14 protein-coding genes are annotated in these 12,346 nt (G+C 67.5%); 9 read left to right on the forward strand and 5 right to left on the reverse strand.

Annotation, left to right across the window (positions count from 1 at the left end):
• Positions 1 to 19 precede the first annotated feature (19 nt).
• The 3 genes from DFR40_RS04570 to DFR40_RS04580 all read left to right on the forward strand — a co-directional run bounded on the left by DFR40_RS04570 (position 20) and on the right by DFR40_RS04580 (position 2,882).
• Entirely contained in the window at positions 20 to 1,012 is a 993-nt protein-coding gene (locus DFR40_RS04570; RefSeq protein ID WP_121457284.1) for a malate dehydrogenase, read from the forward strand.
• Positions 1,013 to 1,141: 129 nt separating this feature from the next.
• The gene (locus DFR40_RS04575; protein ID WP_121457285.1) at positions 1,142 to 2,125 is read left to right on the forward strand and encodes an HpcH/HpaI aldolase/citrate lyase family protein; all 984 of its coding nucleotides are present in this window, start codon (positions 1,142 to 1,144) and stop codon (positions 2,123 to 2,125) included.
• The gene (locus DFR40_RS04580; protein WP_245985598.1) at positions 2,118 to 2,882 is read left to right on the forward strand and encodes a tRNA pseudouridine(65) synthase TruC; all 765 of its coding nucleotides are present in this window, start codon (positions 2,118 to 2,120) and stop codon (positions 2,880 to 2,882) included. Before DFR40_RS04575 ends, DFR40_RS04580 begins: the two co-directional genes overlap by 8 nt.
• On the opposite strand, the gene DFR40_RS04585 is transcribed toward DFR40_RS04580, so the two are convergent.
• The 4 genes from DFR40_RS04585 to DFR40_RS04600 all read right to left on the reverse strand — a co-directional run bounded on the left by DFR40_RS04585 (position 2,876) and on the right by DFR40_RS04600 (position 6,414).
• On the reverse strand, positions 2,876 to 3,316 hold the full coding sequence (locus tag DFR40_RS04585) for a CBS domain-containing protein (protein ID WP_121457286.1): 441 nt from the start codon (positions 3,314 to 3,316) through the stop codon (positions 2,876 to 2,878). The genes DFR40_RS04580 and DFR40_RS04585 overlap by 7 nt on opposite strands.
• Before the next feature lie 115 nt (positions 3,317 to 3,431).
• Positions 3,432 to 3,863, reverse strand: a complete 432-nt coding sequence (locus tag DFR40_RS04590) for a hypothetical protein (protein ID WP_121457287.1) — start codon at positions 3,861 to 3,863, stop codon at positions 3,432 to 3,434.
• A gap of 4 nt (positions 3,864 to 3,867) precedes the next feature.
• Positions 3,868 to 5,073, reverse strand: coding sequence for a porin (locus DFR40_RS04595; protein ID WP_121457288.1), 1,206 nt, complete (start codon positions 5,071 to 5,073; stop codon positions 3,868 to 3,870).
• A gap of 84 nt (positions 5,074 to 5,157) precedes the next feature.
• Complete coding sequence (locus DFR40_RS04600) at positions 5,158 to 6,414, reverse strand: nitronate monooxygenase (RefSeq protein ID WP_121457289.1); 1,257 nt, start codon at positions 6,412 to 6,414, stop codon at positions 5,158 to 5,160.
• Positions 6,415 to 6,585: 171 nt separating this feature from the next.
• Here DFR40_RS04600 and DFR40_RS04605 point away from each other — a divergent pair, with 171 nt between their 5' ends.
• The 6 genes from DFR40_RS04605 (at position 6,586) to DFR40_RS04630 (ending at position 11,575) form a co-directional block, all read left to right on the forward strand.
• Positions 6,586 to 7,743 carry an NnrS family protein gene (locus DFR40_RS04605; RefSeq protein ID WP_121457290.1) on the forward strand — a complete coding sequence of 386 codons (1,158 nt, stop codon included), beginning with the start codon at positions 6,586 to 6,588 and terminating at the stop codon, positions 7,741 to 7,743.
• Positions 7,744 to 7,860: 117 nt separating this feature from the next.
• Complete coding sequence (rlmF, locus tag DFR40_RS04610; protein ID WP_121457291.1) at positions 7,861 to 8,871, forward strand: 23S rRNA (adenine(1618)-N(6))-methyltransferase RlmF; 1,011 nt, start codon at positions 7,861 to 7,863, stop codon at positions 8,869 to 8,871.
• A 29-nt stretch (positions 8,872 to 8,900) separates the two neighbouring features.
• Positions 8,901 to 9,752: an archaetidylserine decarboxylase gene (asd, locus tag DFR40_RS04615; protein ID WP_121457292.1), complete on the forward strand. Its 852-nt coding sequence runs from the start codon at positions 8,901 to 8,903 to the stop codon at positions 9,750 to 9,752.
• A gap of 2 nt (positions 9,753 to 9,754) precedes the next feature.
• Positions 9,755 to 10,822 (forward strand): tRNA 2-selenouridine(34) synthase MnmH, encoded by a 1,068-nt coding sequence (gene mnmH, locus DFR40_RS04620; protein WP_121457293.1) that lies wholly within the window; start codon positions 9,755 to 9,757, stop codon positions 10,820 to 10,822.
• A complete protein-coding gene (locus DFR40_RS04625; RefSeq protein ID WP_121457294.1) occupies positions 10,819 to 11,124 on the forward strand; it encodes a hypothetical protein in 306 nt (101 codons plus the stop codon). Before mnmH ends, DFR40_RS04625 begins: the two co-directional genes overlap by 4 nt.
• A 1-nt stretch (position 11,125) precedes the next feature.
• Complete coding sequence (locus tag DFR40_RS04630) at positions 11,126 to 11,575, forward strand: YaiI/YqxD family protein (protein WP_121457295.1); 450 nt, start codon at positions 11,126 to 11,128, stop codon at positions 11,573 to 11,575.
• On the opposite strand, the gene DFR40_RS04635 is transcribed toward DFR40_RS04630, so the two are convergent.
• Positions 11,576 to 12,337, reverse strand: coding sequence for an RNA methyltransferase (locus tag DFR40_RS04635; protein ID WP_121457296.1), 762 nt, complete (start codon positions 12,335 to 12,337; stop codon positions 11,576 to 11,578).
• Positions 12,338 to 12,346 lie beyond the last annotated feature (9 nt).

A 12,346-nucleotide genomic window follows, 5' to 3' on the forward strand; every position in this document is an offset into this window, starting at 1 on the left:
TCAAATTCAGGAGCGATACATGTCCAAAGCCCCCATGCGCGTTGCCGTGACCGGCGCCGCCGGCCAGATCGGTTATAGCCTGCTGTTCCGCATTGCCTCGGGCGAAATGCTCGGCAAGGACCAGCCGGTCATTCTGCAACTGCTCGACCTGCCGCAGGCCCAGAAGGCCGTTCAGGGCGTGATGATGGAACTCGACGACTGCGCTTTCCCGCTGCTCGCCGGCATGGTCGCCACCGATGATCCGAACGTCGCCTTCAAGGATGCCGACGTCTGCCTGCTGGTCGGCGCCCGTCCGCGCGGCCCGGGCATGGAGCGTGCCGACCTGCTGCAGGCCAACGGCGCGATCTTCACCGTCCAGGGCAAGGCCATCGCCGAGAACGCCAAGGAAGACGTCAAGGTCCTGGTCGTCGGCAACCCGTGCAATACCAACGCCTACATCGCCCGCGCCGCAGCGATCAAGGTCGGCCGCACCAACCCGAACAACTACCACGGCATGCTCCGCCTCGACCACAACCGCGCTCTCACGCAGCTGGCCCAGAAGGCCGGTCGCCCGGTCTCGTCGCTGAAGCAGCTGGTCGTCTGGGGCAACCACTCGCCGTCGATGTACGCCGACTACCGCTTCGTCACCTCCAACGGCGACAGCGTCAAGAACCTGATCAATGACGCCGCCTGGAACAACGACGTCTTCCTGCCGACGGTCGGCAAGCGCGGCGCCGCGATCATCGACGCCCGCGGCCTGTCGTCCGCCGCTTCCGCCGCCAACGCCGCGATCGACCACATCCGCGACTGGCACCTCGGTTCCAGCGAATGGGTCACGATGGGCATCCCGGCACCGGCCGACAACGGCTACGGCATTCCGGAAGGCCTCGTCTTCGGCATGCCGTGCGAGTGCAAGAACGGCAGCTTCACGCTGATCAAGGGCCTGGAGATCGACGAATACGCCAAGAGCAAGATCGCGATCACCCTGAAGGAACTGGAAGACGAGCGCGCCGCCGTCGCCGGCATGCTCTAAGCGGCTGTTCAGCCAACACCCGGGGCCGCGGTAAAATACCGCGGCCTTTTTCTTTCATCGGCCGCGAAATTCATCGAATTCGACGGTCGACCGTCAGATTCCGCGTATTTTCATCGGACCGAACCCGTCATGCGCCATCCCAAGCACACCCTCTTCGCCGGCGAAAAGCCCTTCCCCGTCCTCCCCGCCGTCGACCACTACGCCGGCTCGGAAAAGCTGATGCGAAAGGCGCTGCAATTGCAGAAGGAACTCGGCCCGATCTTCGACATCACCTGCGACTGCGAGGATGGCGCCCATGCCGGCGCCGAGCGCGAGCACGCCGAGATGGCCGCCGCCGTCATCAACAGCGCGGACAACCTGTACAACCGCGTCGGTGCGCGCATCCACGACGTCACCCACGCCCACTGGCGCCAGGACCTCGAAATCCTGGTCGGCCGCGCCGGCAGCCGCCTGCCCTTCATCACCCTGCCCAAGCCGTGCAGTGCCGGCGACGTGCAGACGCAGATCGAGGCCCTGCGCGAAATCGAGCGCGCCCACGGCGTCGACCGCAGGATTTCGGTGCACGTGCTGATCGAAACCCACGGCGCCCTGCGCGAAGTCTGGGAGATCGCCGCCCTGCCCGGCGTCGAGTCGCTCGACTTCGGCCTGATGGACTTCGTTTCCGGCCACCACGGCGCGATTCCCGGCAGCGCCATGAAGAGCCCCGGCCAGTTCGAGCACCCGCTGGTCGCCCGCGCCAAGTGCGAGATCACCGCCGCTGCGCTGGCCAACGGCGTGGTGCCGGCGCACAACGTCACCACCGAGCTCAAGGACATCGACTACATCCGCAACGACGCCCGCCGCGCCCGCCAGGAATTCGGCTACCTGCGCATGTGGAGCATCCACCCCAACCAGATCGTGCCCATCGTCGAGGCGATGCGCCCGGATTTCTCCGAGGTCGAAGCTGCCACGGAAATCCTGATCGCCGCCCAGGACACCGACTGGGGCCCGATCCAGCACGCCGGCAAGCTGCACGACCGCGCCTCCTACCGCTACTACTGGGAACTGCTCGAACGCGCTCACGTCACCGGCATGACCATCCCGGGTACCGCCAGGGAACGGTTTTTTGCCTGACAACGCGGTCGACCGTGACATCGGCGGCGAGCCGCCGCTGCCGGTGCTCTACCGCGACACCCAGATCGTCGTCATCGACAAGCCGGCCAACCTGCTCGTCCATCGTTCGGAAATCGACCGCCACGAGACGCGCTTCGCGATCCAGCTGCTGCGCGACCAGATCGGCCAGAAGGTCTGGCCGGCGCATCGCCTCGACCGCGGCACCTCGGGCGTGCTGCTGTTCGGACTGAGCCCGGAAATCGCCGGCGCCCTCGGCCGCCAGTTCGCCGCCGGCACGGTCGGCAAGCGCTACCTGGCGGTGGTCCGCGGCCATCCGCCGGCAAGCGGCAGCATCGATCATCCGCTGACGCGCCAGCGCGACGACTACGAATTCCAGGGCGAACACTGCAGCCAAGAGGCGCAGCCGGCACTGACCCACTTCCGCCGGCTGGCGACGATCGAACTCCCGGTCGCCGTCGACCGCTACCCGAGCAGCCGCTACGCGCTGCTCGAACTGAACCCGGAAAGCGGGCGCAAGCACCAGCTGCGCCGCCACCTCAAGCACATCGCGCACCCGATCATCGGCGACGCAACCTACGGCAAGGGCCGCCACAACCGCTTCTTCGCCGAACAGTTCGGCTGCCGCCGGCTGCTGCTGGCGTGCACGCAACTGTCCTTCAGCCATCCGGCCGACGGCCGGACGCTGACGGTCGACGCCCCGCCGGGCGGAGAATTCGCCGCCCTGCTCGAACGCTTCGGCTGGTCGGCGGCTCAGTAGCCGATCGAGGTCTCGAGCGCCGCCATGCGCTTGATGTCGTACTCGAGCTCGACCATTTCCTGGCCGAGCGCATCGCGCGCCGAAACCATGCCGATCGCCCGGCCGTCGTCCTCGACTACCGGCACATGGCGGAAACCGCCTTCGGACATCATGTGCAGGGCGTGCGACAGCGGCCGGTCGGCGCGGATGCACAGCGGCTCGGCGACCATCACCTGGGCCAGCGGCGTGCGGTCCGGATCGAGGTTGCCGGCGAGCACCTTGTTCAGTGCATCGCGCTCGGTGAAGATGCCGGCGATGCGCTCGCCTTCCATCACCAGCAGGGCGCCGATGCGCTTTTCCGCCATCAGGCGGCAGGCCACGCGCACGCTCATGTCGGGCGTGGCAGTGATCAGCGGACGATCGGCAAGCATGTTGCGGATGGTTCTTTGCGGCATGGTTTGTCTCCTTGTCGTTGTCGTGCAGGTGGCATCGGAAGCGGATCGGACCGCTGCCGGCAGCAGCCTGCCAGCCCTATATTGAGTTTTTATGACCACCGGCGCAAGCCGGAGTTCAGGGCTTGAGTTCGTACACGACGCGGACCCGGGCGTCGGCCCGGGACAGCTCGATGAAGCCGATGCCGCCGGGGTGGCTGACCACCCATTTCAGCACCTCGTCGGTCGATTGCAGGCGCGGCGGCGCCTGCATGCGGCCGGTGAACACCTGGCGCGACCAGTAGGCATTGATGTCGGAGAGGTCCTTGCCGATCAGCAGCTTGTAGAACTGCGCCCGCTTCGGATTGGCATCGTCGAGATCGACCGGGAGCGCCTCGAGGCCGTTGAAGAACTGGCGGTTGCGACCGAAGAAGACGTTGACCACTTCGTTGCGCGTCATCGCCGCGACACCGCTGCGGGCATTGACCACGACGACCAGCTCGGCCAGCGCCGAACCGGCCGTGGCGCAGCCGAGGCAGACGAGCAGGAGTTTGCAGAGGCCGCGGATCATGCGTTCAGAAGACGAAATCCAGGCTCATCGAGAAGACGTTCAGACGCCCGTCCCAGGTGGCACGCCGGTCCTGGCGGTAAGGAAAGAGCGAATCGGCATCGCCGCGGATGCCGTCCCACTGCGCCTTCAGCGCCAGATTGCGGGCGAAGTCCCAGCGCACCCCGGCGAACACCGTCTTCTGGTCGGAATGGGAGTCGGCGACGACATAACCGGCGACCTGGCTGGGCGGCCGCTTGCCGGCTTTCGAATAGACCCGCGAATAGCCCAGGTAGGGCGTCCACTCGCCGACCCGGTAGCCGACCAGGGCGTAGCCGCCGTCCGAGCTTTCCAGCGCGTTGCTGCCCTGCTCGATGTGATTGAGCATCAGGTGGGCCTGCAGCGGTCCCTTGTCGTAGACCAGGCCGAACGAGTAGTAATGCGTCCGCGTTCCCCGGGTTTTCAGGAAATCGGCATCGGCCTGGGCAAGGACGATGCCGGCCTCCTTGAGCAGCACCGGTGCCAGCGGCAGGTCGTGCTCGAAGCGCAGGTTGGCGTAGCTGCCGCGGACCTGCCAGGGCCCCGACTGGTATTCGAGATAGCCGCCGACCATCGGCGAGCCGCGGATGTCCCATTGCTCGTCGGCGAGCGGGATGCTGCCGCGCGAACGGCCGTAGAACAGCTTGCCGCGGACGACGCCTTCGCCGGCCGGGAGAGTCAGCGCAGCATCGGCGCCGTGGATGCTGTAGAACGGCAGGTACCAGAAATAGTCGCCGGGCGGGCGGACGGTGAGGAAGGAATAACCGACCCAGCGCGAGTCGGCGAGCATGAAGAATTCCGTCCCCAGACGGCCGGCGCGCAGACTGAGATTGGGCGTCGGCTCGTACTTGACGAAAGCCCAGGCGATCTCCGGGCGGAAACTCCGGTCGTAGCGGTAACGACTCAGCGCCTGGACCACCACCTGCCATTGTGCTGCCGGCTGCCAGCCGGCCTGCAGGCCGAAGGCGCTGTCGGTGGCGGCACTCCAGCGATCGCTGGCGCCGCGCGCCTGGGACAGGTCACGGACGAACTCGACATCGTCGCCATCGGTGCGCACCGCACCCAGCGTCCCGAAACCGTGGATGCTGAAGGTCTCGGCGGCCGCCGCCAGGCCTGCCGCAAAGAAAAGCAGCGCGGCGAAGAGCAAGGCTGTCGGCGCGGTGGCGAAACGGTTGGCGCGTTCTTGCGTCGGCATGGCCGGTCCTGCCTCATCCCCGGCCAGGCTGACCGGGGTCGGGTTGATGGAGGCTGCGCCGGCAAGCCGGCGCAGCCGTGTCGATCAGTCCTGCAGCAGGGCCGGCAGGGCGATCTGCTGGTCGGTGCTGAACTGGTAGTCCTTGAAGATGTGCTCGGCGCTGAGCATCTGGTAGCTGCCGTCGGCCAGCTTGCGGGTGGTGTCCTTGAGCCGCCAGGTGAGCTGGCCGCAGGTCCAGATATCGAAGTTGCGCATGTGCGTGCACAGGCAGGTCTTGTCCCAGACCTTGACCTTGCGCGCTTCCGGGTGCGCCGCCACTTCGCGGTTGTAGGAGGCGATGTAGGCGCACTTGCCGTTGGCGTCGAGCAGGTAGCCGTAGGCCTCGCAGTTCGGGCGGATGCCGTCGCCGATGCCGGGGCTCGACTTGATCATGCGCATCGGGTAGCCGGTCGGCGAAATCTGGTTGACCTCGATGTCGTCCTCGGTGGCGCGGAAGTATTCCTGCTTGGCGGCATCGGGCAGGCCGCATTCCTCGGCGACGGTGAAGCGTGTCGCCACCTGCACGGCGGCGGCGCCTGCATCGAGGAACTGCGCCGCATCGGTGCCGGTGAAGATGCCGCCGGCCGGAATCACCGGAATGTCGAGCTTTTCTTCCTTGAGGTAGTGCAGGACCTCGGCGACGATGGTGGCCAGGTCGTACTGCGCCCAGTCCATGCCGAAGCCGAGGTGGCCGCCGGCCAGCGGGCCTTCGACGACGACGTAGTCGGGCATGCGGTTGGTGCGCGCGCTCTTCTTCAGGAACAGCTGCAGTGCGCGCACCGACGAGACGATGATGCCGAGCTTGGCATCGCGGAAACGCGGGTGGTCCTCGATCAGGCCGAAGGAGCCGAGGTGCAGGCCGGCGGCCAGGGTGATGCCGTCGATGCCGGCGTCGAGCGCGGCCGACATGCGGACCTTGAGGGTCTCGCGCGGCGCGTTCATGGTCAGCTTCTCCATGCAGTTGATGAAGACCATGCCGCTGCCCTGCTTGCGCGCCATCGTCGCCTCGACGTGCAGGCGGGTCGCTTCCTCGAGGCGGCCGAGGTCGAACTTGACCGGCGACTTGTCCTCGTTGTTCACGTTGTACTTGTACAGCGCGAGCTTTTCCTTGACGTGCTTGGTTTCGTAGCGCCGGTCGGAGACCGTGTTGATCATCGCGTCGGAAATATGGCCGACACCGCCGAGACGGGCCGCCTCCAGCGCCAGGTCGGCGGTCGAGATATCGACGCCCATGCCGCCGATCATGATCGGAACCAGCTCGTGCTTGCCAAAACGCAAGCGGAAATCATCCACACGCTTCATCGTAGTCCTTAAAAAACCGTCCCGACCGTCGTCTCTCTCCGGGTTCGGGCAAGGCCGTGATTTTACGCCAATGTCCCGCCTCCTGCGCGCCGCCATGGGATAAATCAAATGTCCGGGGCTGCCGGCTTGGTAAAGTTGCGACGTTTTGCAACCCCGGATACGAGAAAAATCATGTCCTCCGTGCGCCATCCGCTGTGGCTGGTCGGCTTCCGCCCCTTCTTCCTGCTCGCCTGCATCGCCGGCGCCGTGCTGCCGCTGGTCTGGGCGATGGTTTTTTCCGGTTACGGCGGGTTGACCGTCAGTCCCGTCGATGCGCTGCGCTGGCACGCCCACGAGATGTTCTTCGGTTTCGGCTGGGCGGTGCTCGGCGGCTTCCTGCTGACCTCGACCAAGAATTGGGTGAACATCCGCGGCCACCATGGCGACGCCCTCGCCTTCCTCGCCGCCGCCTGGCTGATCGAACGCCTCGGCATGGCCGTCGGCGGCAGCTGGCCGACAGCGCTGTTCCTGCTTTCGAACAACCTCTTCCTCGGCAGCATCGTCGCCATGCTGCTGTGGACGCTGATCCGCTACCGGGCACAGGACAGCTACCGCGACAACGCCTTCTTCATCGTCCTGCTGCCGGCCTTCATCGCCGCCAAGCAACTGCTGCTGCACGGCGATTTCGCGGCCGGCAGCGAGATGACGCTGGCGCTCTTCCGGCTGGCCTTCCTGGTCATGCTCGAACGCACGCTGACGCAGTTCATGAAAGGCGCCTTCCAGGTGAACATCCTGCGCCAGCCGCGCCTGGACATGCCGATCAAGCTGCTCGGCCTGATCCTGGTCGGCAGCTTCCTGCTGCCGGCCGACCTCGCCGCGGCGCTGTCGCTGGCGCTGGCGGTGCTGCTCCTGGTCCGCTTCGTCTTCTGGCACCCGCAGCTGGCGTTGCGCCGCATCGACATCGGCATCATGTACGTCGGCTACCTGGCGATCGTCGGCCAGTTGCTGCTCGTCGCCCTGGCCCGGGTCGCCGATCCCGGCTGGGTCGGCTCGGTGGCGACCCACCTGTTCACCTTCGGCGCCATGGGCTGCGTCATCCCGGCGATGATCGTGCGCATCGCCAACGGCCATACCGGCAGAAAAGTCGTCTTTTCGGCAGTCGACCGTGGCGTCCTCTACCTGATGCTGGCGGCGCTGGCGATCCGCGTCGTCCTGCCGCAGTTCGCTCCCGGGCTGTACCTGGCCTGCATCCACGCTGCTGCCACCTGCTGGCTGCTGGCTTTCGGCCTGCTCGGCTGGCGCTACATCCCGATCCTGCTCAAGCCGCGCATCGACGGCCGCGAGCACTGAGCCGACGTTCACGGTCGACCGCCGGAAAATCCGGAAAATCAGGCAGTTGACCGCAACATCGCTTGGTCGCCCCGGCCAGGCGTGGGACAATCGCGCCCCCGCTCCCGGAAAGCCACCATGCACCCGCGCAACAAGAATGCCGACGGCTACGACCTCGCCGCGCTGACCGCGACCTCGGCCGCGCTCGCCAAGTACCTGAAGACGACGCCGGCCGGCGCGCCGACCATCGATTTCGCCAACCCGGCGGCGGTCAAGGCGCTCAACCGGGCGCTGCTGATGCATCACTACGGCGTCCGCGGCTGGGAAATCCCCGAGGGCTACCTGTGCCCGCCGATCCCCGGCCGCGCCGACTACCTGCACGCACTCGCCGACCTGCTCGCCAGCTGCAACAAGAAGAACATCCCGGGCGGCCCCGGCGTGCGCGCGCTCGACATCGGCACCGGCGCCAACCTGGTCTATCCGCTGATCGGCCACGCCGAATACGGCTGGTCCTTCCTCGGCGTGGACATCGACGAGGCGGCGCTGGCCAACGGCGCCCGGATCATCGCCAAGAACCCCGACCTCGACGGCGCCATCGAACTGCGCCACCAGCCGGTCTGGGACAACATCTTCACCGGCCTGCTGCGCGCCGGCGAGAGTTTCGACGTCTCGCTGTGCAACCCGCCCTTCCACAATTCGCCCGACGAAGTCCTGGCGGTCAGCCAGCGCAAGTGGAACAACCTCGGCAAGCCGGGCGCCGGCAAGGGCTCGCTGCAGCCGCGCCTGAACTTCGGCGGCGGCGGCACCGAACTGTGGTGCAACGGCGGCGAGCGCGCCTTCGTCAAGTCGATGATCGAGCAGAGCGCGCAGATTCCCAAGCGCGTGCTGTGGTTCACGACGCTGCTGTCGAAGGCCGACAACCTGGTGCACATCGAGGCGGCGCTGAAGAAGGCCAAGGTCGTCGAATCGCGCATCATCCCGATGGCGCAGGGCCAGAAGCAGAGCCGGATCGTCGCCTGGACCTTCTGCGCCAACGGCGAACGCGAGAAATGGCGGCGCGAGCGCTGGTCGTCGAAACCGGCCTTCGGCACGCCGCATGACCCCGACAGCGGGACGGAAAGCGCGTCGACCACGGTCGACCCGGTATAATTGCCATTTTTCACAATCCGGAATCGCCTGTGTCCGACCGCCTTGCCGTCCTGCCCCAATACCTGCTCCCGAAACAGGCGCTGACCCGCCTCGCCGGCCGGCTCGCCGCCGCCGAGGCCGGCACCCTGACAACCTCGGTGATCCGCTGGTTCGTCGGCCGTTACGGCGTCGACATGAACGAAGCGGCCGAACCCGACATCGCCGCCTACAAGAGCTTCAACGAATTCTTCACCCGGCCGCTGAAGGCCGGCGCCCGGCCGCTCGCCGACGCCGACTTCCTCTGTCCGGTGGACGGCGCGATCAGCCAGTTCGGCGCCATCGAGCGCGACCAGATCTTCCAGGCCAAGGGCCACAGCTACTCGACCACCGCGCTGCTCGGCGGCGACCGCGAGCTCGCCGCACGCTTCGAGAACGGCCAGTTCGCCACGCTCTACCTCAGCCCGCGCGACTACCACCGCATCCACATGCCCTGCGCCGGCCGGCTGACACGGATGATCCACGTCCCCGGCGCCCTCTTCTCGGTCAATCCGACCACCGCCCGCGGCGTGCCCGGGCTGTTCGCACGCAACGAGCGCGTCGTCTGCATCTTCGAAGGCGAGCACGGCCCGTTCGCGCTGGTCCTGGTTGGCGCCACCATCGTCGGCAGCATGGCGACCGTCTGGCAGGGCACGATCAACCCGCCGCGCCCGGGCGTCGTGCGCGAATGGCGCTACGACGGCGATACCACGGTCAACCTCGAAAAAGGCCAGGAAATGGGCCGCTTCCTGCTCGGCTCGACGGTGGTCATGGCCTTCCCCAGGAACTGCCTGCAGTTCAATCCCGACTGGGCGCCGGCCCGCGCCATCCGCATGGGCGAAGCGATGGGCAGCCGGGCGGCCTGAACGTGAACGGCAGCGCAACGCCGCGGCGGCGCAAGGGCATCGCGACGCTGGCCGAACTCGACGCGTTCGACAGCATCATCGATGTCCGCTCGCCGGCCGAATTCGCCGACGACCACATCCCCGGCGCAATTTCCTGCCCGGTCCTCGACGACGCGCAACGCGCCGAGGTCGGCACGCTGTACAAGCAGGTCTCGCCCTTCGTCGCCAAGAAGCTGGGCGCCGCCTACATCTCGGCCAACATCGCCGGCCACCTGCAACGCCTTTTCCTCAACCACGACAAGCACTGGCGCCCGCTGATCGTCTGCTGGCGCGGCGGCATGCGCTCGGGCGCGATGACCACGGTACTGCGTTCGATCGGCTGGGACGCCTGCCAGTTCGAGGGCGGCTACAAGACCTTCCGCAGCCACGTGCTCGGCGAACTCGAACGCCTGCCCGGCGGCCTGCGCTTCGTCGTCATCGACGGCCCGACCGGCTCGGCCAAGACGCGCGTGCTCCAGGCGATCGCCGGCCATGGCGGACAGGCGCTCGATCTCGAGGCGCTGGCCTGCCACAAGGGCTCGGTGCTCGGCCGCCTGCCCGGCCTGCCGCAACCCTCGCAGAAATGGTTCGAGACCCAGCTGTGGCAGGCGCTGCGCGGCTTCGATCCGGCCCGGCCGGTATTCGTCGAAGCCGAATCGCGCAAGATCGGCAGCCTGCGCCTGCCGGAAAACCTGTTCGTGGCGATGCAGGCCGGCAAACTGTGCACGATCGAGGCCGACCTGGCCGCCCGGGTCGCCTTCCTGCAGCGTGACTACGACTACTTCACGGTGGACGCCGCCAGCCTCAAGCGCCATCTCGATGCACTGCGGCCGCTGCTCGGCCACGAACGGATCAATGCCTGGCACGCGCAGATCGACGCGCAGGATTTCGCCGGGCTGACCGAGTCGCTGCTGCGCCATCACTACGACCCGCTCTATGCCCGCGCCCGGGCCCGCGACTACGGCACCGGCAACCGCCGCAGCCACGCTGCCGGCGGACTCGACGCCGCCGACATCGAACGGCTGGCGCGCCAGATCCTGGAGGCTGCATGAAACCCCGCCACACCGTCCTGCTCATGCGCGGCGTCAGCCTTGCCGCAATCTTCGCCCCGCTCGCCTGGATCGCCTGGGCGTACACCCCGGCGCCGCTGGTCGGCGCGCTCGGCATCGCCGCGGCCCTGGTCTCGATCCGCATCGGCCAGGCCGGCGAGGCCCGCTACGGGCGCCGCGTCCCGGTCACCGAAATGCTCGCGCTCGGCCGCCAGGGCGACCGGCAGATGCTGCTCGGCGGCCTCGCCGGCTACCTGATGATCGTCCTCTTCGCGCTGGCCGCCTGGCTCGCCTGGCGTTACTGAGATGCGCATCTGGGTCGACGCCGACGCCTGTCCGGGCGTGATCAAGGAAATCATCTTCCGCGCCGCCGAACGCTGCCGGATCGAGACGACGCTGGTCGCCAACCAGATGCTGCGCACGCCGCCCTCGAAATACATCCGCGCGATCCAGGTCGCGCACGGCTTCGACGTCGCCGACGCACACATCGTCGCCCAGGCGGCACCGGGCGACCTGGTGGTCACCGCCGACATCCCGCTCGCGGCGCTGGTCATCGAGCGCGGCGCCCAGGCGCTGAACCCGCGCGGCGAGCTGTACACCACGGCGACCATCCGCGAACGCCTGAACCTGCGCGACTTCATGGAAGGCCTGCGCGCCGCCGGCATCGAGACCGGCGGCCCGGCGGCGTTCAGCCAGGCCGACCGGCAAGCCTTCGCCAACCAGCTCGACCGCCTGCTCGCCCGCCTGGCGCGCTGATCAGTCCTTGCGCCCGTGGCCGGTCGGCTGGCGGGTGGCGGCGAGGATGCCGCGCAGGATGTTGACCTCGTCCTTCTCCAGGCCGACCCGGCCGAACAGCCGGCGCAGCTTGGGCAACAGGCGGCCGGGCTGCTGCGGATTGTAGAAGCCGGTTTCGGTCATCACCGACTCGAGATGGCCGTACAAGCCCTCGATCTCGTCATGCGTCGCCGGCAGCGCCGCGAACGGCGTCGCCTTCTGCTCGGGCAGCGGCGCGGCGCCATCGAAGGCGGCCATCCGGCACTCGTAGCAAAGCACCTGGACGGCAGCGCCGAGGTTCAGCGAACTGAACCCGGGATCGGTCGGAATCGTCACCGCCGCCTGGCATTGCAGCACCTCCTCGTTGGCCAGCCCGACCGTCTCGTTGCCGAAGACCAGCGCCACCTCGCCGCTCGCCGCGGCTTCGAGCAGGCGCGCCATGGTCTGGCGCGGACTGCCGACGGCCGGCCCGAGATCACGCCGGCGCGCCGACATGGCCACGGCAAAGACGCATCCGTGCAGCGCCTCGGCCAGCGTCGCGGTAATTTTTGCGCGCTGCAGCAGGTCGACCGCTCCCGTCGCCCGCGTATCGGCCTCGGGATCGGGAAACTGCTTCGGCGTCACCAGGCGCAGGTCGGTGAGGCCCATCGTCTTCATCGCCCGCGCCGCAGCGCCGATGTTGCCGGGATGACTGGGGCGGCAAAGCACCACCCTGATGCGGGAAAGCAGGACTTCGGGTTTCATGGTGTAAAA

The sequence above is a fragment of the Azonexus fungiphilus genome (assembly GCF_003634965.1).
GTDB lineage: Bacteria > Pseudomonadota > Gammaproteobacteria > Burkholderiales > Rhodocyclaceae > Azonexus > Azonexus fungiphilus.

Bases quoted from the DNA above. Each gene is read 5' to 3' on its own strand.
- DFR40_RS04605 (WP_121457290.1), top strand. From the start codon at position 6,586: ATGTCCTCCGTGCGCCATCCGCTGTGGCTGGTCGGCTTCCGCCCCTTC.
- DFR40_RS04595 (WP_121457288.1), bottom strand. From the start codon at position 5,073: ATGCCGACGCAAGAACGCGCCAACCGTTTCGCCACCGCGCCGACAGCC.
- DFR40_RS04600 (WP_121457289.1), bottom strand. From the start codon at position 6,414: ATGAAGCGTGTGGATGATTTCCGCTTGCGTTTTGGCAAGCACGAGCTG.
- DFR40_RS04570 (WP_121457284.1), top strand. From the start codon at position 20: ATGTCCAAAGCCCCCATGCGCGTTGCCGTGACCGGCGCCGCCGGCCAG.
- DFR40_RS04625 (WP_121457294.1), top strand. From the start codon at position 10,819: ATGAAACCCCGCCACACCGTCCTGCTCATGCGCGGCGTCAGCCTTGCC.
- DFR40_RS04635 (WP_121457296.1), bottom strand. From the start codon at position 12,337: ATGAAACCCGAAGTCCTGCTTTCCCGCATCAGGGTGGTGCTTTGCCGC.
- DFR40_RS04575 (WP_121457285.1), top strand. From the start codon at position 1,142: ATGCGCCATCCCAAGCACACCCTCTTCGCCGGCGAAAAGCCCTTCCCC.
- DFR40_RS04630 (WP_121457295.1), top strand. From the start codon at position 11,126: ATGCGCATCTGGGTCGACGCCGACGCCTGTCCGGGCGTGATCAAGGAA.
- DFR40_RS04585 (WP_121457286.1), bottom strand. From the start codon at position 3,316: ATGCCGCAAAGAACCATCCGCAACATGCTTGCCGATCGTCCGCTGATC.
- DFR40_RS04590 (WP_121457287.1), bottom strand. From the start codon at position 3,863: ATGATCCGCGGCCTCTGCAAACTCCTGCTCGTCTGCCTCGGCTGCGCC.
- rlmF (WP_121457291.1), top strand. From the start codon at position 7,861: ATGCACCCGCGCAACAAGAATGCCGACGGCTACGACCTCGCCGCGCTG.